This is a genomic window from Pseudomonas sp. TH31 (assembly GCF_016650815.1).
Classification (GTDB): Bacteria; Pseudomonadota; Gammaproteobacteria; order Pseudomonadales; family Pseudomonadaceae; genus Aquipseudomonas.
In genome coordinates, this window is record NZ_JAEKEZ010000009.1 from 39,708 (window position 1) to 58,212 (window position 18,505).

12 protein-coding genes and 3 pseudogenes are annotated in these 18,505 nt (G+C 60.6%); 7 read left to right on the forward strand and 8 right to left on the reverse strand.

Annotation, left to right across the window (positions count from 1 at the left end; genetic code table 11):
• Window positions 1-4 precede the first annotated feature (4 nt).
• Both JFV26_RS06690 and JFV26_RS06695 read left to right on the forward strand, forming a co-directional pair.
• The gene (locus tag JFV26_RS06690; RefSeq protein ID WP_201190819.1) at window positions 5-1,603 is read left to right on the forward strand and encodes a glycerol-3-phosphate dehydrogenase/oxidase; all 1,599 of its coding nucleotides are present in this window, start codon (window positions 5-7) and stop codon (window positions 1,601-1,603) included.
• A 369-nt stretch (window positions 1,604-1,972) separates the two neighbouring features.
• A pseudogene (locus tag JFV26_RS06695) lies at window positions 1,973-3,539 on the forward strand (FGGY-family carbohydrate kinase).
• A 1,411-nt stretch (window positions 3,540-4,950) separates the two neighbouring features.
• On the opposite strand, the gene JFV26_RS06700 reads toward JFV26_RS06695, so the two are convergent.
• Window positions 4,951-6,870 (reverse strand): HAMP domain-containing methyl-accepting chemotaxis protein, encoded by a 1,920-nt coding sequence (locus JFV26_RS06700; protein WP_201190821.1) that lies wholly within the window; start codon window positions 6,868-6,870, stop codon window positions 4,951-4,953.
• Window positions 6,871-7,130: 260 nt separating this feature from the next.
• On the opposite strand from JFV26_RS06700, the gene pmrG reads away from it, so the two are divergent.
• A complete protein-coding gene (gene pmrG / locus JFV26_RS06705) occupies window positions 7,131-7,802 on the forward strand; it encodes a lipopolysaccharide core heptose(II)-phosphate phosphatase PmrG (protein ID WP_201190822.1) in 672 nt (223 codons plus the stop codon).
• 183 nt (window positions 7,803-7,985) lie between these two features.
• Window positions 7,986-8,819, forward strand: coding sequence for a phosphatase PAP2 family protein (locus JFV26_RS06710; protein WP_201190824.1), 834 nt, complete (start codon window positions 7,986-7,988; stop codon window positions 8,817-8,819).
• 60 nt (window positions 8,820-8,879) lie between these two features.
• Here the strand turns inward: JFV26_RS06710 and JFV26_RS06715 are convergent.
• Both JFV26_RS06715 and JFV26_RS06720 read right to left on the reverse strand, forming a co-directional pair.
• Window positions 8,880-9,014 (reverse strand): annotated as a pseudogene (locus tag JFV26_RS06715) (DUF6124 family protein); the annotation flags it as partial.
• Between the two features lie 90 nt (window positions 9,015-9,104).
• A pseudogene (locus JFV26_RS06720) lies at window positions 9,105-10,542 on the reverse strand (ArnT family glycosyltransferase).
• 165 nt (window positions 10,543-10,707) lie between these two features.
• On the opposite strand from JFV26_RS06720, the gene JFV26_RS06725 reads away from it, so the two are divergent.
• Entirely contained in the window at window positions 10,708-11,760 is a 1,053-nt protein-coding gene (locus JFV26_RS06725; RefSeq protein WP_242487753.1) for a metallophosphoesterase, read from the forward strand.
• A 12-nt stretch (window positions 11,761-11,772) separates the two neighbouring features.
• Here JFV26_RS06725 and JFV26_RS06730 read toward each other — a convergent pair whose 3' ends face one another.
• The 4 genes from JFV26_RS06730 to JFV26_RS06745 are packed head-to-tail and all read right to left on the reverse strand — an operon-like array spanning window position 11,773 to window position 15,320.
• Window positions 11,773-12,339, reverse strand: coding sequence for a GNAT family N-acetyltransferase (locus JFV26_RS06730; RefSeq protein WP_201190826.1), 567 nt, complete (start codon window positions 12,337-12,339; stop codon window positions 11,773-11,775).
• A gap of 57 nt (window positions 12,340-12,396) precedes the next feature.
• Complete coding sequence (locus JFV26_RS06735) at window positions 12,397-13,386, reverse strand: sensor histidine kinase (RefSeq protein ID WP_242487754.1); 990 nt, start codon at window positions 13,384-13,386, stop codon at window positions 12,397-12,399.
• Between the two features lie 42 nt (window positions 13,387-13,428).
• Window positions 13,429-14,889 (reverse strand): ATPase domain-containing protein, encoded by a 1,461-nt coding sequence (locus tag JFV26_RS06740; RefSeq protein ID WP_201190830.1) that lies wholly within the window; start codon window positions 14,887-14,889, stop codon window positions 13,429-13,431.
• Window positions 14,886-15,320: a hypothetical protein gene (locus JFV26_RS06745; protein WP_242487755.1), complete on the reverse strand. Its 435-nt coding sequence runs from the start codon at window positions 15,318-15,320 to the stop codon at window positions 14,886-14,888. Before JFV26_RS06745 ends, JFV26_RS06740 begins: the two co-directional genes overlap by 4 nt.
• A 164-nt stretch (window positions 15,321-15,484) precedes the next feature.
• Between JFV26_RS06745 and JFV26_RS06750 the strand changes: the two genes are divergently transcribed.
• The gene (locus tag JFV26_RS06750) at window positions 15,485-15,880 is read left to right on the forward strand and encodes a hypothetical protein (RefSeq protein WP_207203870.1); all 396 of its coding nucleotides are present in this window, start codon (window positions 15,485-15,487) and stop codon (window positions 15,878-15,880) included.
• A gap of 48 nt (window positions 15,881-15,928) precedes the next feature.
• Complete coding sequence (locus tag JFV26_RS06755; RefSeq protein ID WP_242487756.1) at window positions 15,929-16,372, forward strand: GNAT family N-acetyltransferase; 444 nt, start codon at window positions 15,929-15,931, stop codon at window positions 16,370-16,372.
• 610 nt (window positions 16,373-16,982) lie between these two features.
• Here JFV26_RS06755 and JFV26_RS06760 read toward each other — a convergent pair.
• Complete coding sequence (locus JFV26_RS06760) at window positions 16,983-18,389, reverse strand: DUF2252 domain-containing protein (protein WP_201190833.1); 1,407 nt, start codon at window positions 18,387-18,389, stop codon at window positions 16,983-16,985.
• Window positions 18,390-18,505 lie beyond the last annotated feature (116 nt).

Here is an 18,505-nt window from a genome sequence, read left to right on the forward strand (position 1 = left end):
CGGCATGAGCCTCGACTGGAATGCGGCGTGGCGCCAGCACGTGCTGCCGACGCTGGCGGCTGAAACCTGGGACCTGATCGTCATCGGCGGCGGCATCAGCGGCGCCGGCATCCTGCGCGAAGCCGCACGGCGTGGCTGGCGCTGCCTGCTGCTGGAACAGCGCGATTTCGCCTGGGGCACGTCCAGCCGTTCCTCGAAAATGGTTCATGGCGGTTTGCGTTATATCGCCAAGGGCCAGTGGCGCCTGACCCGCGATTCGGTCCGCGAGCGCCAGCGCCTGCTCGACGAAGCGCCGGGGCTGGTGGAACCGATGAGTTTCCTGATGCCGCATTACCGTGGCGGCTTTCCCGGCCCGCGGCTGCTGGGTGGTTTGTTGAGCGTCTATGACGCACTGGCCGGGCGGCGTAGTCATCGCTTCCATGATGCGCAGCAACTGGGCTATCTCGCGCCGGGGGTGAAGCAAAATGACCTGCTGGGCGGCACCTGTTTTGTCGATGCACTGACCGATGACGCCCGCCTGGTGATGCGCGTTTTGGGCGAGGCGCGGGCCGACGGCGCCGTGGCGCTCAACGGCGTGCGTGTGCAGCAGTTGCTGCGTGAAGAGGGGCGGGTGTGCGGGGTTCAGGTCGAGGACTGCGAGGTGGGTTCGTCACTGCAATTGCGTTGTCGTGTGTTGGCCGTGGCCACCGGCGCCTGGGCCGAACGCTTGCGGCCGTCCGATGCCCCGCATCAGTTGCGCCCGTTGCGTGGCAGTCATTTGTTGCTGCCGGGCTGGCGGCTACCCGTGGCGCAGGCGTTCACCTTCCTGCACGAGCGCGACCGTCGACCGGTGTTTGTTTTCCCTTGGGAAGGCGCCACGGTGGTCGGCACCACGGACCTCGATCATCAAGAGGATCTGGACCTGAGCGCGAGCATCAGCGCCGAGGAACTCGACTATTTGCTGGCCGCCTGTGCCCAGCAGTTTCCCCAGGCTGAAGTGGTCGCCGCCGATGTGTTATCGACCTGGTCGGGCGTGCGCCCGGTGGTGGGCAGCGCGGCGGGTGAGCAGCAGGGCAAACCGTCCAGTGAAACCCGCGAGCATGTGCTGTGGCTGGAGCCTGGTTGCGTGACCCTGGCCGGCGGCAAGCTGACCACCTTTCGCCCGCAGGCCATCGAAGTACTCAAGGCCTGCGCGACCATGCTCGGGCGCGCCTTCAGTGATGACGGCGCGCCGGTGTTTACCGGCGTGCCGCCGCTGGCGATTGCCGGGCTCAGTGGCCGTCAATGGCGGCGCCTGGCCGGACGGCATGGCCGTGACCTGCCGAGGCTGGCGCAACTGATCGCCGAGTTGGGCCATGACAGCGTCGGCGCCACTGACACCTTGTGGGCGGAACTGGCCTTTGCCTGCGACACGGAAATGGTCCTGCACCTGGATGACCTGCTGCTGCGTCGGACCCGTCTGGGCCTGTTACTGCCGCAGGGTGGCGAGGATTACTTGGCGGCCATTCGTCAGCTCTGCCAGCCGCGACTGGGCTGGGACGATGAGCATTGGCAGCAGGAGCTGCAGCGTTACCGGGCGCTGTGGCAGCGCCATCATGGTTTGCCCGTAGCAGCTGTCGAGTGAAACGAGGCAGCGTTCGAGGACGAAGTCCTCGCAATCACGAATTCACGACTGCTTCGCAGCCGAACGCTGCCTCGCTCCGCTCGACAGCTGCTACAGGGTCTACCGTTTTTCAAGATCAGCGCATGCCCATTGAAGAGAGCTCCATGGATAACCACCCGAACAAGCGTTACCTGCTGGCCATCGACAATGGGACCCAGCCTGTAGCAGCTGTCGAGTGAAACGAGGCAGCGTCCGAGGACGAAGTCCTCGCAATCACGCAATCACGCATTCACGACTGCTTCGCAGCCGAACGCTGCCTCGCTCCGCTCGACAGCTGCTACAGGGACTACCGTTTTTCAAGATCAGCGCATGCCCATTGAAGAGAGCTCCATGGATAACCACCCGAACAAGCGTTACCTGCTGGCCATCGACAATGGGACCCAGAGCGTGCGCGCGCTGCTCTTCGACTTGCAGGGCAATCTGCTGGGCAAAGGCAAGGTCGAGTTGCAGGCCTATTACTCGACACAACCTGGCTGGGCCGAGCAGGACCCGGAGTATTACTGGGCGAAGCTGGGGAGGCCTGCCAGCAGTTATGGCAGCAAACCGGCATCGACCGTGCACAGATTGCCGGCGTATCCCTGACTACCCAGCGCGGCACCGTGATCAACGTCGATGCCCAAGGCAAGCCGCTGCGCCCGGCGATCCTGTGGCTCGATCAACGCCAGGCCGAAGTCGAAGGCCGGATCAAGGGGCCGTGGGGCTGGCTGTTCAAACTGGTCGGTGCGCAAGCCACCGTGGATTATTTTCGTGCTCAGGCCGAGGCCAACTGGATCGCGCGCCACCAGCCTGAAGTGTGGGCGGCGACCGACAAGTTTTTGCTGCTCTCGGGGTTTCTCACCCATCGGCTGTGCGGGCGCTTTGTCGACTCGGTGGGCTGTTGCGTCGGCTACCTGCCCTTCGACTTCAAGCGCCTGCGCTGGGCCGCGCCCGCCGACTGGAAGTGGCAGGCACTGGCGGTGCGTCCCGGGCAATTGCCTACGCTGCACAAACCCGGTGAAACCCTGGGCTACATCAGCGCCGAGGCCAGCCGCCACACCGGCATTCCCGAGGGCTTGCCGCTGATTGCTGCCGGTGCCGACAAGGCCTGCGAAGTCGTGGGTTCCGGCGTGGTCGACGCAGACACGGTGTGCCTGTCCTACGGCACCACGGCGACCATCACCAGCACCCGCTCGCGCTACCTGGAAATCGTCCCGTTGATTCCGCCTTACCCGTCTGCGGTGCCGGATCAATACAACTGCGAGGTGATGATTTATCGCGGCTACTGGATGGTCAGCTGGTTCAAGAACGAGTTCGGCCTGCGGGAAATGCAGCAGGCCAAAGCGCAGGGCGTGGAGCCCGAACAACTCTTCGACGCGCTGGTCAACGCCGTGCCGCCGGGCTCCATGGGCCTGATGCTGCAACCCTACTGGTCGCCCGGCATTCGCGAGCCGGGTGTGGAGGCCAAAGGCGCGATGATCGGCTTCGGCGACGTGCATACCCGTGCGCATATTTATCGGGCGATCCTCGAAGGCTTGGCGTATGCCTTGCGTCAGGGCATGGAGAATATCGAGAGGCGTTCGAAGGTCTCGATCAAGCGCTTGCGAGTCGCCGGTGGTGGCTCCCAGAGTGATGCCGCGATGCAGCTCACCGCTGACATTTTCGGCCTGCCGGCCGAGCGTCCGCATGTCTACGAAGCGTCCGGTCTGGGAGCGGCCATTTGCTGCGCGGTCGGGCTTGGGTTGCACGCGGACTTCCCCACGGCGATGGCGGCCATGACCGGGTTGGCGAGGTGTTCATGCCGCAGCCCGAGGCACAGCAGGTTTATGAACGACTGTACAAGGAGGTCTACCTGCGTATGTACCGACAGCTCAAGCCGTTGTACCAAAGCATTCGCAAGATCACCGGCTACCCGGCCTGACGTTTGCTTCGCGCACGACGCAATCCCTTTTGTGCACAACGCACTCCTCTTCGCGTACGACGCAATCCCTTTTGTGCACAACGCACTCCTCTTCACGTACGACGCAATCCCTGTAGGAGCTGCCGAAGGCTGCGATCTTTTGATCTTCGAGACTGTCAGGATCAAAAGATCGCAGCCTTCGGCAGCTCCTACAGGGGGCGGTGTACAGCCGTGAGTGAATACACAAGGAAGCCATCTCGGCGTGGCGCTTTCGGAGAACTTTTCTGGTGAGTGCACAACGCATTCCTCTTCACATACGGCGCCATCCCTTTTGTGCACGACGCACTCCTCTTCACGTACGGCGCCATCCCTTTTGTGCACAACGCATTCCTCTTCGCGCACGACGCAATCCCTTTTGTGCACAACGCACTCCTCTTCACGTACGGCGCAATCCCTGTAGGAGCTGCCGAAGGCTGCGATCTTTTGATCTTCGAGACTGTCAGGATCAAAAGATCGCAGCCTTCGGCAGCTCCTACAGGGGGCGGTGTACAGCCGTGAGTGAATACACAAGGAAGCCATCTCGGCGTGGCGCTTTCGGAGAACTTTTCTGGTGAGTGCACAACGCATTCCTCTTCGCGTACGGCGCAATCCCTGTAGGAGCTGCCGAAGGCTGCGATCTTTTGATCTTCGAGACCGCCAGGATCAAAAGATCGCAGCCTTCGGCAGCTCCTACAGGGGCGGTGTACAGCCGTGAGTGAATACACAAGGAAGCCATCTCGGCGTGGCGCTTTCGGAGAACTTTTCTGGTGAGTGCACAACGCACTCCTCTTCACGCACGACGCAATCCCTGTAGGAGCTGCCGAAGGCTGCGATCTTTTGATCTTCGAGACTGTCAGGATCAAAAGATCGCAGCCTTCGGCAGCTCCTACAGGGGCGGTGTACAGCCGTGAGTGAATACACAAGGAAGCCATCTCGGCGTGGCGCTTTCGGAGAACTTTTCTGGTGAGTGCACAACGCACTCCTCTTCGCGTACGACGCAATCCCTGTAGGAGCTGCCGAAGGCTGCGATCTTTTGATCTTCGAGACCGCCAGGATCAAAAGATCGCAGCCTTCGGCAGCTCCTACAGGGGGCGGTGTACAGCCGTGAGTGAATACACAAGGAAGCCATCTCGGCGTGGCGCTTTCGGAGAACTTTTCTGGTGAGTGCACAACGCATTCCTCTTCGCGTACGGCGCAATCCCTGTAGGAGCTGCCGAAGGCTGCGATCTTTTGATCTTCGAGACTGTCAGGATCAAAAGATCGCAGCCTTCGGCAGCTCCTACAGGATTTATGTTGTGCCGATATCTGCGGCACACCTAAAGCCTGTAGGAGCGAGCGATGCGGCGACCCGACTTGCCCGCGAATGGTTCTGTCATTCACCGCAAAGTGAATATCAGACCCTGAAGTGGCTGACCATCTGCTGCAACTGACCACCCAGCCGTGCCAGTTCAACACTGGATTTAGCCGTTTCGTCGCTGGCGGCGGCGGTCTGTTCGGAGACGTCGCGCACGTTGATGATGCTGCGGCTGATCTCTTCGGCCACGGCGCTTTGCTGTTCGGCAGCGGCGGCGATTTGCTGGTTCATCGACTGGATGTTCGACACCGTGCGGGTGATGTTTTCCAGTGATACACCGGCCTTGCGGGTCAGCGCCACGCTGCTGTCGGTCAGGGCGCGGCTGTTGTTCATCACCGCCGACACTTGTTGGGTGCCGTTCTGCAGACCGGCCACCAGGCCTTCGATTTCTTCGGTGGATTTCTGCGTGCGCTGGGCCAGCCCACGGACTTCGTCGGCCACCACGGCAAAACCACGACCGGCTTCACCGGCACGGGCGGCTTCAATCGCGGCATTGAGGGCCAGCAGGTTGGTCTGTTCGGCCACGGCCTTGATCACGTCCATGACGCTGCCGATCTTGTCGCTTTCCTGTTGCAGCACACTCATGGCTTGCGTGGAGCGCGCGACTTCGGTGGCCAGGCGTTCGATCTGGGCGATGGCTTCGTTGACCACCTTGTCGCCTTCGCGAGCTTCGCCATCCGCAGCGGCGGCTGCCTGGGAGGCTTCTTCGGCGTTGCGCGCGACTTCCTGCACCGTGGCGGTCATCTCGTGCATCGCGGTGGCCACCTGATCGGTTTCGATCTTCTGGCTGTTGACCCCGGCGCTGGTTTGCTCGGTCACGGCCGACAACTCTTCGGCTGCGCTGGCGATCTGGGTGACCCCGTCGCGGATGCCGCTGATCAGGTCCCGCAGGGTCACGCCCATGCGACCAATACCTTGCTGCAACACGCCGAGTTCATCGCGGCGGGTGACGTTGACGTCCTGGGACAGGTCGCCGCTGGCGATACGCTCGACCACGGTCATGGTTTCGCGCAGCGGGCCGGTGATCTGACGGGTGATGACCACGGCGGCAATCACGCCCACCAGCAACGCCAGCAAGGTGCTGATCAACTGCAGGGTGCGGGCCTGGGCGCTTTCGGCGTCACGACGGTCGAGCTGGAATTGATAGAGCTTGTCGCTCAGGTCGACGATGGCATTGCCTTGGTCGGTCATTTCCTTACGCGCCTGCACGGCATCGTTGCTGGCAGCCTTGTAAGCCTGCAAGGCGCCGCGGTAGTTGCTCAGCGCGGTGCCCAGCTGAGTCAGGGCATCTTGCTGGGTGTCGGCGAAATGCACGTTCAGTGGCTTGAGGCTGGCGATGGCCGCGTCCAGTTGGCCGACGGCTTTTTGCTCGGTCTCGGCGTTGGTGCTGGCGGTGTAGCCGCGCACTTCGTAGCGGGCCAGCATGAACGCTTCCTTGGCCGCCGTGATGGCCTGGAATTGTTCGAAGCGCTGATCGCTCATCGGCATTTCCCGCACGCGAGTATCGATCGTATTGATCAGTGTGTTGGCGGCCTCGGCGTTGACACTCATGGCGTCGCGAGCACTGTTGCCGGTGCGGTAGGCGCTGCGCATTTTGTTCAGGGACGTCTGATAGGCGGCAATGGTCGCGGCCTGCTCTTTGAGCATTTTGACGTTTTCAGGGTTTTTGAAGCTGCCCAGCAACGCGGTTTGCTGAGCCACAAAACTGTCGAGGGTGGTCTGTACATTTTGCGCGGCGGTTTCGTCGCCGTTGGTCAGCATGTATTGCAGACGAACCACACGCAGCTTGGTCAGACCGGCGTTGAGCTGGGTGATGTCGCTCATCCAGTTGCTGCGGTCAATCAACCCGCCCAGGCTGGTCCAGCCGGTCAGGGCCAGGACGCAGGTCAGTGCCAGGACCAGGCCGAATCCCAGGCCCAGTTTCAGGTTCACGCTGATATTGCCGAACCAGCTATTCATCACAATTGCTCCAGGAACGTTGTGTTTCTTGATCGTCAGTTGGCTGGAAGATTGTTGTTTTTAGGTGCCAGCAAGGTGTGTTGCAGACCTGTATCGGCAGCAATTGCGAGAGCTGAAAGGTTTTTGTAGGACAGATTCTGTAACAAGATTTTTAGAGGCTTAAGCTTTTTTTCACAATTGTTTCACTTGTCGCTGACGCACGCCTCCCTACCCTCATCGCCTTGAATGGCAGGTGCGGCATGCCGGCGAGGCGGCTTGAGGTGGAATTGAGACTGAGTCTGTTCGGGGTAAAACGCTCGATTAACCTGAGCCGTTTGGCTCGTTATCGAAACACCATCGTCGTGCTGGCAGCTTCGCTATTGGTTATTCCGCTGACCCTCTGGCTGTTGCGGCCCGCCGCCGTGCCGGATCTGGCCCATGGCAATGTGGCCGGCGCCAAGGCGTTGTTATCCGGCTGGGCCAAGGGCGACATGATCGTGCTGGTGCGCCACGTCGAGCGTTGCGATCACTCCACAGCCGCCTGCCTGGGCGGCAACGATGGCATCACCGACCGCTCCCGCGGTGTCGCGGTGGCTGTCGGTTCACACTTCGAACGCCTGGGCCTGGCCAAGGCCGATATCTACAACAGCCCGATGTTGCGTACGGCGCAGACCGCCGGCTATATGTTCAACTCGGTAGGCGTGGGCGAAGACTGGTTGATCAGTTGCAAGGGCACCATGTTGCGCGACGCGCTGGCGCACAAAGTGCCCGGCAGGAACCTGATTCTGGTGACCCACAGCGAATGCATGTCGGAACTTGAAAAAAGCATGAATGTTTCGACGTCCACATTGGGTTACGGTGCCTCGCTGTTCGTTTCCACCGAAACACCTCAAGCGCCGTCCATTCTCGGCTACATCGAGGCCTCTGACTGGCGCTCGGTGACGACCCGATAGGTTGTGCCGATCATGTAAGGTGTTGAGCAGCACATTCCTTGCTCGCGATAGCGGTTTAACATTCAGCAGGTGTGTTGCCTATCAGTGCGCCATCGCGAGCAAGCTCGCTCCCACAGGGTTTTGTGCCTTAACTGATCGGTATTTTCGGTAGGCGGCCTTTATATTTTTGACTCAGGATGAATGATGCAGACGGCTTCTCCATACCGCTTTTACTGGGTGAACTTCGGTATTCCACTGGCCTGCGCGGCCGTGGTTTTCCTGATGTTCGACATGACAAAAATCGACATCACCTTCAGCAACCTGCTGTTTGATCCGCTCTCCCAGTCCTTCCCGCTGGACAAGGTTCACTTCTTCGAAAAGCTGACCCACAAGTGGGCGCGCATCATTCCGAACTGGACGGCTGAAATCGCCTTGATCGGCGCGATCCTGTCGTTTGTCTGGCCGCTGATCAACACGCAAAGGCACCCGCGACTCGGTGGTTTTCTGGAACGCAGCAACGTCGCCCCGGTACTGCGGTTTGCCAACGGGCATCGTCGGGATTTCCTGTTCGTGGTGTTTGCGTTTGCCATTTGCACCGGCGTGATCCATTTCCTCAAGGCGCACACCAGCGTGTACTGCCCGATTGAAACGACCCTGTATGGCGGAAAACTCGCCCACGTGGAGTGGTACAACAACTTCCAGTTGTTCAAGGAAGCCGGCGACGGACGCTGCTGGCCGGGCGGACATGCTTCGGGCGGCTTCACCATGCTCGCGTTGTATTTCGTGGCCCGTCGTTACCGCTGGCGCTTCTCGAAAGCGCTGATGTGGGGTTCGTTGTTGCTCGGCTTCATCTACGGCACTACACGGGTCCTGCAAGGTTGGCACTATATGTCCCACACCTTCTGGGCCGGGATCTTCGTGTGGCTGGCGTGTTTGCTGACGGCACTGGCGTTCTACGGACGAGCGCGGCTGGAGCAGCCGGCGCTGCAAAAGCATGAGCAGTTCGAGCGGGTTGCGCAGCCGCAGACGGCTGGCTGATTCAGACAGCCTGGAACGACAAAACCCGCCATCCTTGCGAGGGATGGCGGGTTTTTAACATCAAAAGATCTTCTGTTGCTGGAGGTTATCCAGCACTCGATTCACCGCCAGTTCTCCCAGCATGATGATCTGTTGAATCTCCAGCATAGTACTGCGCTGCGGACCTTCCAGAAGCCACGCAAAGTCACTCGCCAGCAACTCCCACACGGCTATGCATTCCTATGTGGGAGCGAGCCTGCTCGCGAAGAACGATAACGCGGTATGACTGACAACCGCCGGGAGGACTTACTCCCCTACGAAGTAGTAAGCCTGGCGCCCCACCATCATCACCTTGAGCACCTTCAATGGCGCTGCCGGTTCGCTTTCGCCGGACATCACGGCCACGTTGGTCGGTGATGCCTTCAGAAACGCATGCAACTGTTGCTCGGTGTCCAGCCCCTTGAGCACATGCCGGGTGTAGAACACGGTGGCGCCGCCAAGCCGTTCATTGGCCTGGAACAGGGCGACTTCCTGCCCATTGGTCTGCAGCGTCTGAATCTGCTCGGTCAGCGGCAGGAAGGACAGCTCGACGTCGGCCCGGGGCATGGCCCACTGGGCAGCGGCCAGGTAGCTGGCGATCACCACCGTGAGCAAACCGGCGGCCAACGCTTGCCGGTGTCGGGCGATGCGGCCGAGCAAGGTTGAGGCGCCTTCACGGGCCTTCAGCCGCTCGAACAGGACGCGTGCATACTCCGCCGCAATCACCGCCGCGGCGGGCGTCATCGACATCAGGTACACCGTGCGCTTGCTCGACGCCAACGACAGCATGACGAACTGCGCCAGGATCCACAGGGTGAAAAACAGCAAGTAACGGTTGGCCATCAGGCTTTTGCGAAAGTGCCACAGCCCCAGGTACACCAGAATGTTCCAGGGCAGGAACGCTTCCGGCAGCTTGGCCAGGTAGTAGTAGAAGGGTTCGTAATGCCCGGCTTCGACGAAGGAGCCGCTGAAGCGTCCGACGCTGTTGGTCAACAGCACTTCGCCCAGGGCATGCGCGCCGCCGCGTTGATACAGCACGGCGAGCCAGATCAGCAGCGGAATCAACCCCATCAGCGTCAACAGGCCGGGGCGCAGCCAGTCGGCGATTTTCAGGCGTTTGTCCATCAGGCTCTCGGCCAGCAGAAACGCGAAGATCACCACCCCCGGCATCGCCAGGCCGAGCACGCCTTTGCTCAGCGTCGCAATGGCAATCCCCGCGACGAACAGCAGCGCGTTACCGACCGTGGAGTGTCGTTGCCCCTGGAAAAACGCCAACAGCGCCATGGTCACGCCGAGGGCGAGCAAGGCGTCTTCACCGACACCGCGCACGTTGCTCCAGTAGCTGGCCATGGTCGCCAGCAGGATCCCGGCGGTCCAGGCAATCGCCTTTGGCCGGCCAAACCGGCGCAGCATCGCATACAGCACCATCACGCTGAACAACCCGGCAAACGCCGACGCCAGCCGCACTGCCCACGGCGTGCCGCCGAATACGCGGATTGCCCCGGCATCGAGCCACAGGCTCAGGGGCGGTTTCTCCAGAAACGGTTCGCCGAACAGACGGGGGTCACCCAGTCGTCATCCAGGTGCATTTCCATGGCGATCCCGGCAACCCGGCTTCGGTAGAACCTTGCAATTGATGATTGCCAAGTGCGAAGAAAAACAGCAGACAGCCAAGCAGGAAAAGCAGCGGGGCAGGACGCGACATAAGGTTCTGGCTACCGAAGAAAGAGGGCCGTAAAAAAACGGGCTGGAAAAAGTATACGGGGCGATTTCTTAACAAAGTGTGAACAACCGGTGTGATCTATTAACGCTACACGTTAGCCCGCGCTTTCCCCTTATACCTGGCTGGCCATGCCAAGTGAGCCCTTGATTGAAACGTACCAAGACTTCATCGCCTGCCGCCAGACGTTTTGTTCCCGGCAAAGCCGCTCGCCGGTCAGGCATTGCCGGGGGCATCCTGCTGATCGCCGTGGCGATTGTCGGTTACTGGATGTTCACCCCGCCATCGCCGTATGTTCCGTTGAGTGGCCTGGACCCTTCGGCCGTGTCGATGATCGCCTTGGGTGACCAGGGCAGCGGCAACCTGCAACAGTGGCGAGTCGGGCAGGCCATGGAACGGGTCGCGGCCCGAGACGGGCGGTTGGATATGGTGGTGTTGTTGGGCGACAACTTTTATGGCAAATCGCTGACCAGTACCCACGACCTGAGCTGGCAGATGAAATTCGAGCGCGTCTATTGGGGGAAATGGTTGAGTCATGTGCCGTTCTACGCGGTGCTGGGCAATCACGATTACCCGGTGTCGCAGAAGGTCGAACTCGAATATGGCCAACGGCACAAGGGTTCGGGTCGTTGGCAGATGCCGAGCAATTTCTACGTCAAGGATTTTGGCAACGTCAATGGACGCCCGTTGGTGCGCATGGTGTTCCTCGACACCTCGGCGCCCCGTGAAGCCTTTCAGCAGCAGATCGACCTGCTTGATCAGGCCTTCCAGCAACCTGGGCCGCAGCCGGTGTGGAGAATTGCCGCCGCCCATCACCCGGTGCGCAATCATGGCGAACACGGTGAAGACTCGGACCTGGTCACCACGCTCTTGCCCGCGCTGCAACGCAACAAGGTCGACGTCTTCCTCGCTGGCCACGATCACAATCAGCAACTGCTGTTACGTGCTGCCGAGCCGGCCTGGGTGGTTTCCGGGGCCGGCGGGCAGAAGCTCTACGCCGTTGGCGCCGGCGCGCAGGACACCTCGTTTGCCACTGGCCGCGCCGGTTTTGCCAAACTTGACATGAGCGCCAGCCAACTGCGGTTGACCTACTACGACGACCGCGGCACCCCGGAAACCGGGTATCTCTGGGCCAGGGAGTGCCAGTGGATGGCCAAGGGGTGTTTGTTGCCCGACGTCGCGCAACAAGTCGTCGCGCAATGACACCACGAGCGCTTAGCGGTAGTCGACATTGGTCGACGGATTGACCAGCGCCGTCAGCACATGGTCCTGCCAGCGCCCGGCGATGCTCAGATAGGCCCTGGCATAGCCTTCGCGTTCAAATCCCAGGCGCTCCAGCAGCCGCGCACTGCGTGCATTGCCAGGAATGTAATTGGCCATGATCCGGTGCAGGCTTTGCTGTTCGAACATGTAGCGAATGCCCGCTTCCAGGGCTTCCTGCATCAAGCCCTGGCCTTGATGAGCTTCGTCGATGTGGTAACCGAGGTAGCAGGCCTGAAACGCCCCGCGAGTGATACCGCTGAAGTTGCACGCGCCGATCATCTGGCCGCTGTCCGGGGCCAGCAACGCAAAATGCACCGCCAGGCCGGCCTGGAACGCGCTGGCTTGTACCTCAAGACGCGGGCGGATGTTTTCCGTGCTGTGGTAGTCGGCGGGGCGAATCGGCGACCAGCGGGCGAGATGCCTCAGGTTGCGCCGGTAGAAGTCGCTTTCCAGCGCCGCCTGTTCAGGGTCGAGCACCGCCAGGGTCAGGCGATGGCAGGGCAGGGTCAGCAGCGGCATTGAGGCGCTCCGGGTCGCGGGGTCGAAGCGCAAGCATTGCGTGGCCGGCGGGAAAACTCAAACCGCCAGCGGCAACGTCACGATAAAGGTACTGCCTTGGCCATCGCCGTCGCTCATGCCGACCACGGTGCCGCCATGGGCCTCCACCAACTCACGAACCACCGTCAGGCCTATGCCCAGGCCGGCGCCGTTGAAGCCGACAGCATGAACGTCCTGCACAAACGGTTCGAAGATAAACGGCAGCGCCTGGTCGGAAATGCCAATGCCGTCATCGCAGATGCTCATTTCCAGCACCTGGTCCCTGGCCGTGACCGACAGCGTGACATGGCCGCCCGGTGGCGTGTACTTGGCTGCGTTACCGAGCAAGTTACCGAGAATCTGTGTGAGCCGCACCGGGTCACCGTCCACCGAGAGTGCACAGCTCGGCAGGTCGGCAGTGAAGTGCAGGTGGCGGGTGTTCATCAACGGGCTGCACACGTCGATCGCCCCGTGGATGATCTGCACCATGTCGACGATACGGCGATCGAGGCGCAGTTTGCCGGTGCTGGCGCGGGACACATCGAGCAAGTCGTCCACCAGCCGCGACATGTGCTGCACCTGGCTTTCGATCAACGCCTGCATGCGCGGCAGCTCTTCGCTGGGCACTCGCACCAGCCGCCCGGCGATCATGCTGATGGGCGTCAGCGGATTGCGCAGTTCATGGGCGACCAGCGTGAGGATGTTGCGCTGCTGCGCCAGCGTGTGTTCGGCCGAGGCCTGCAGGTTTTGCGCGCTGAGGGCCGCGACCACCAATTGCGCGTTGGCCTCGCGCATCTCCATGAAGAGTTTTTGTTCTGCTTGTGTGCGCAGGGGTTTTTCCGCATCCGATTGCGCCGTCAGAATCGCCATCACCAATTGCTCATTGGCTTCGACCAGCAGTTCGATTTGCTGGACGCCGACCAGTCGGGTGTTGGTGTCGCGCAATTCTTTTTGCAGGGCCGCCAGCACCGCGCGGGCCTCGACGGTTTTTTGGCCGAGCAGGAACAACTCACGAGCGGCTGTAGCCATCGTTTGTGCGTTCGTGCCATTGGCCTCCGTCATGATCTGTGCTTATGCCTCCTCTTTGCCGAGACGCCGCCGGGTTGGCCGGCCCCCGAGTAACCCTTCCTGATCCGGTAACATCTCGCCGATCTGCAAGCCTTTATCGTCGATGCGGTACAGGCGCAATTCATCGGAGTGAGCGCTGGCCCGCACCTTGACCACGGCCATGATCCGCAACAAGCGGCTCTGCACTTCAATGTAGCGCTGAACGATGATCGCGTCGGTCAGAAACGCGGTGCCGTAAGGGCTGAAACGCAGGTCGGTGTAGCGGTCTTCCAGCTCCGAGGTCATCAAGACGCTGACCCCTGCACCGGTCAGCGCGGTGACCATGCGCGACAGCGACTCGCGAAAGTCCTCGCGAAAGGTCGGTGCCAGCGCCAGTTCGAAGCCCGACAGCGAATCGATCACCACACGAGTGGCTTTCAGTCGGCTGATCTCGCTGAGCAGCAACTGGACGATCTCGTCGATGGACAGATCCGGCGCCCGGCTATCGACCAAACTGACCTGGCCGCTGCGGATCAAACCGGCCAATGTGGCATTTTGTGAGTGGTTAGGCCGTTGCTCGAACACCGCGATCACGCCGGTTTCGCCATTGCGCGCGCCTTCGGCCAGGAAGGTCGACGCCAGAATGCTTTTGCCCGAACCCGACGGCCCGGCCACCAGCAACGAGTAACCCCGAGGCAGGCCGCCGCCGAGCATCTCGTCGAGCTGCGGTACGCCCATTTTCAGGCGTTTGATCGGGAACTCCAGCGGCGCGTCAACCAGGTTGCGTGGCGCCGGCGCGAAGACCTTGATCCCCGACGTGGCGATACGGAAGGTGTGCAGCCCCGGCAATGTCGGCTGGCCGCGCATCTTCATGATTTCCATCTTGCGCACCATCGAGTTGCGCTCGACGCTTTGGCGCAGCCAGATCAGGCCGTCGGCGACGGTGAAAATCGGGTTGGTATCGGTTTCGGTGAAATATTCGCCGATCAGGAAGGTTGTTGCCTGCCAGGTGGTCATCAACATGCCCAGTTGCTGAACGAACTGCGGCAGGTTGTTGTTCGGGTTGTCCTGGGTCTGGCTGGCCAGCACCACGGAGCGGAACGAATCGACAAACACCAGCGACGGGGAGTGCGCCTCCACCTCGCTGACGATGCGCCGCAGCACCTCGTCCAGGTTCCCGGCCAGGGTATCGTCGGCCAGGTTGATATAGCGAATCGACTGATTGATCGCTTCGCTGTCGAAAAAGTCGAATTGCTGCTGATAACGCAGCATCTTCAGCGGCGGTTCGCCGAGTACGGTAAAGAACAGCGCCGGGCGTTCAGGGGTCGCCAGGGCAAACATCATCTGATGCGCCAGGGTGGTTTTGCCGCAGCCAGGCGGGCCGGCGATCAGGTTGAACGAAAACTCCGGCAAACCTCCGCCCAGCACCTCGTCCAGTCCTGGCACGCCGGTGGCCAGGCGGTTGATAGTCACTTTGGTGCTCATGGCGAAATTTCCTGCGAAGGGGTGTCGCTCAAAAAAGGTTCCCACATGCCACGAAGCAAACGTGCGGTGAGCGAAGGCCCGATCAACGTAGTCAGCAACTCGTAAAACGTGGTCAACAGCACTTCACCGAAAAACAGTGCATCGACTTCGCTTTGTTCGACGAGTACGGAGTTGAGGGCAATCAGATCCAGCGCAGCCTGCACACTGTCATAGGTGCCGGCCAGACGCGGATGAGTGGAGGCGCACAGGAGGAGACTGCGGCGGTACAGCGCGACGACCCCTTGCTGGCCGATGATGGGCGTAAGGGCGGCGTCCATATCGTGCAAGGTTGAAACGATCGCTTGTGCAATCCTTGCGGTGTCAGCGTTGGGACCAACACGGTGCGCCAGAGAAGCTACGATCTGGCGGCTCTCTTCGCTTAGCGTGGACATGGCTAACTGATATCCGATTGACAGATATTGATGGTACACCCTATGGAGGATGGGGGAGTGATTTGCATCAGCGATAGCCCAAGGACTCGCACATCGGCATGGCGTCCAGGACACCCGTCTATATCGACTCAACCCCCGTAGGAGCTGCCGAAGGCTGCGATCTTTTGATCTTTACCGATTTCAGCATCGTCGAAAATCAAGATCAAAAGATCAAAAGATCGCAGCCTTCGGCAGCTCCTACAGGGGTCAGCGTCTGGCGGTTGCGGCGGGATTTCAATGGGGCAGGATTTTTCCAGGAGCGCGTCAGACAAAGCAGCACGGCGTCCAGGACACCTGCCTATATCGACTCAACCCCCGTAGGAGCTGCCGAAGGCTGCGATCTTTTGATCTTTACCGATTTCAGCATCGTCGAAAATCAAGATCAAAAGATCGCAGCCTTCGGCAGCTCTACAGGGGTCAGCGGCTGGCGGTTGCGGCGGGATTTCAATGGGTCAGGATTTTTCCACGAGCGCGTCAGACAAAACAGCACGGCGTCCAGGACACCTGCCTATATCGACTAAAACCCCCGTAGGAGCTGCCGAAGGCTCGGGCCGCGTTCGGACGATCTTTTGATCTTTGCGATTTCAGCATCGTCGAAAATCAAGATCAAAAGATCGCAGCCTTCGGCAGCTCCTACGGGGGGCGAGGGAATCAGTGGGCAAAAAAAGCCCGCGGGAGGGCGGGCAAACCGTAGTTTCTTGAATGCGTTAAATGCACGTTTTGCGGCGCATTGCGAGTTTCTGCCTTGGGCCAGGCCTTACATCAGCGAGGATGAAGCGCGGGCTTTCATGTTGCGATCGGTCGATGAGTTCGCCAGCGAAACCGGTGAGCGGCGGTTTTTTATCGTTGCGGATGAAGGGCGGGCGATTATTGGCTGTATTGGCCTCAAGCCTGGCGGTCGCAATCGCTATGTCGTGGGTTATTGGGCCAACACCGAGTATTCGGGGAAAGGCCTCATGCGACGGCGCTGGAGGTATTGCTCGAAAGCCTGCCTGGCAATACGTTTTACCTGACGACAGCTTCGGCCAACGAGCCCAGTCAGCGTCTGGCGGTTGCGGCGGGATTTCAATGGGGCAGGATTTCTCCACGAGCGCGTCAGACAAAACAGCACGGCATCCAGGACACTTGCCTATATCAACTAAAACCCCCGTAGGAGCTGCCGAAGGCTGCGATCTTTTGATCTTTGCGATTTCAGCATCGTCGAAAATCAAGATCAAAAGATCGCAGCCTTCGGCAGCTCCTACAGGGAGCAGCGGCTGGCGGTTGCGGCGGGATTTCAATGGGTCAGGATTTTTCTAGGAGCGCGTCAGACAAAGCAGCACGGCGTCCAGGACACCTGCCTATATCGACTAAACCCCCGTAGGAGCTGCCGAAGGCTGCGATCTTTTGATCTTTACCGATTTCAGCATCGTCGAAAATCAAGATCAAAAGATCGTCCGAACGCGGCCCGAGCCTTCGGCAGCTCCTACGGGGGGCGAGGGAATTAGTGGGCAAAAAAAAGCCCGCGGGAGGGCGGGCAAACCGTAGTTTCTTGAATGAGCGAGGGCAATGTACCGTTTGATAAGGGCGCGTGGGGTGAAGAAAAATTTATCTGCCTCAACGCCCAGCGTTCCATCGCGCTGCCTATGGCAAATGATCCGCCGCAAAGTCGGCCTCCGAACGCGCTCGCAAACGGCCCTTGCGGCAAGCCTGCTGGAAGCGCTCGAAATCCTGCTCATTCTGCCTGGTGTAGCCTTCGGCATACTTGAAGAGCGCATCGGCCAGCGCCGCGCTTTTGCCGATGTAACCGCTGATTTGCGCGGCTTGCCCTGACGATTTGGCGTGGGCACGGGCCAGGGCGCGGCCGCAGGTTCGTCCATAGGCGGCGAAGGTTTGGGCGTCGAATGTCTCGATTTCCGCCGAGACTTTCATATCGCGCAACTGACGTACATAAAACTGGCGACCGCCGGGGCCGGTCGTCCAGCCGAGAAACAGGTCACTGGCCGATTGCATCAACCGTTGGCCGTTCACCACCCGCTGACCGTTGTGCTGCACCCGCGACTTGCTCTTGACGTAACCGGCGAGCACCGAGCACCGCGCCTCCTTGAATTGCAGGAACAGCGGATTTTCCTGGTCGTCGGTCAACAGCGCCACCAGGCAACGCGTGCCGACACTGCCGACGCCGACCACTTTGAACGCCATGTCGTGGGCATGAAACCGCGACAACAGCTCACGCCGGTCAGCTTGCAGCGTGGTTCGATAGTCGCCCATGAACGTGTCGTAAAGCGGCTTCCAGTCCGAGAGTCGCAGCCAGTCATCGTCGGCATCCAGCAGCGTCGTGGCGGTGTGCAGGTGAAAAATTTCCGGCAAGTCATCGCGAATGGTCAGACGGCCATCGGCGTCACGTTCGCAGATTTTCGGCAGCAACTCGGCATGCGTGCGCCGCTCGGCTTTCTCGATGGCCCGCTCCACGTGTTCCAGCGTGGCTTTGCTCGCTTGCTCCAGCAAATCGTCGTAACTGATGGACCCGTACCAGGTGTCCAGCGCGCTCTGTTGGGCGCACTCGGCCATGGTCTTCTGATAGGCCGCGACCACCTGGCGGCAAACGTCTTCCTCAACCGTCTCGCCGTGGCGCAAATCCCTGGCCGCTACCATAAAACTGGCCACCAGCCGTTTGAGGTCCCACTCCCAAGGGCCGGGGTGTGTTTCGTCGAAGTCATTGACGCTGAACAGCAGGTTGCGCTCGGGCGTAGCAAAACCACCGAAGTTCATCAGGTGACTGTCGCCGCAGATGGGCGATATCAACCCCATGCTGCAAGTGCCGGCCAAATCGTGGGCATGCAGCAGCGCATTAGCGCGATAAAAGGTGAACGGGGAGACCAGCATGCGGCCATAGCGCAGCTCGACCAGCGACTTTATGCGGCCCTCGCTGGACGCCTTGATCAGCGGCAGCGGATCGCGGTCGATGTTGCCGAGGGCCGACTGGGTGTTGCGGGGGCAGGCTTTGCGCGCGTCCCGGCCTTGCTTCAGGCGGTCTTTGAGGAGGGTCATGGCGGCTCATTCGGTCGGCGTTGAAGGGCGTATGCGATCTGAGTGTAGAAGGGCTTTAGATGTTCACCCGAAGCGTTTTGGCTGCGACTGACCTGTCCCGTATGCACCCGCTCGAT

Excerpts from the sequence above, each read along its gene's own strand:
- JFV26_RS06700 (WP_201190821.1), bottom strand. The coding sequence starts at position 6,870 with ATGAATAGCTGGTTCGGCAATATCAGCGTGAACCTGAAACTGGGCCTG.
- JFV26_RS06710 (WP_201190824.1), top strand. The coding sequence starts at position 7,986 with ATGCAGACGGCTTCTCCATACCGCTTTTACTGGGTGAACTTCGGTATT.
- JFV26_RS06760 (WP_201190833.1), bottom strand. The coding sequence starts at position 18,389 with ATGACCCTCCTCAAAGACCGCCTGAAGCAAGGCCGGGACGCGCGCAAA.
- JFV26_RS06735 (WP_242487754.1), bottom strand. The coding sequence starts at position 13,386 with ATGGCTACAGCCGCTCGTGAGTTGTTCCTGCTCGGCCAAAAAACCGTC.
- JFV26_RS06745 (WP_242487755.1), bottom strand. The coding sequence starts at position 15,320 with ATGTCCACGCTAAGCGAAGAGAGCCGCCAGATCGTAGCTTCTCTGGCG.
- JFV26_RS06740 (WP_201190830.1), bottom strand. The coding sequence starts at position 14,889 with ATGAGCACCAAAGTGACTATCAACCGCCTGGCCACCGGCGTGCCAGGA.
- JFV26_RS06690 (WP_201190819.1), top strand. The coding sequence starts at position 5 with ATGAGCCTCGACTGGAATGCGGCGTGGCGCCAGCACGTGCTGCCGACG.
- JFV26_RS06730 (WP_201190826.1), bottom strand. The coding sequence starts at position 12,339 with ATGCCGCTGCTGACCCTGCCCTGCCATCGCCTGACCCTGGCGGTGCTC.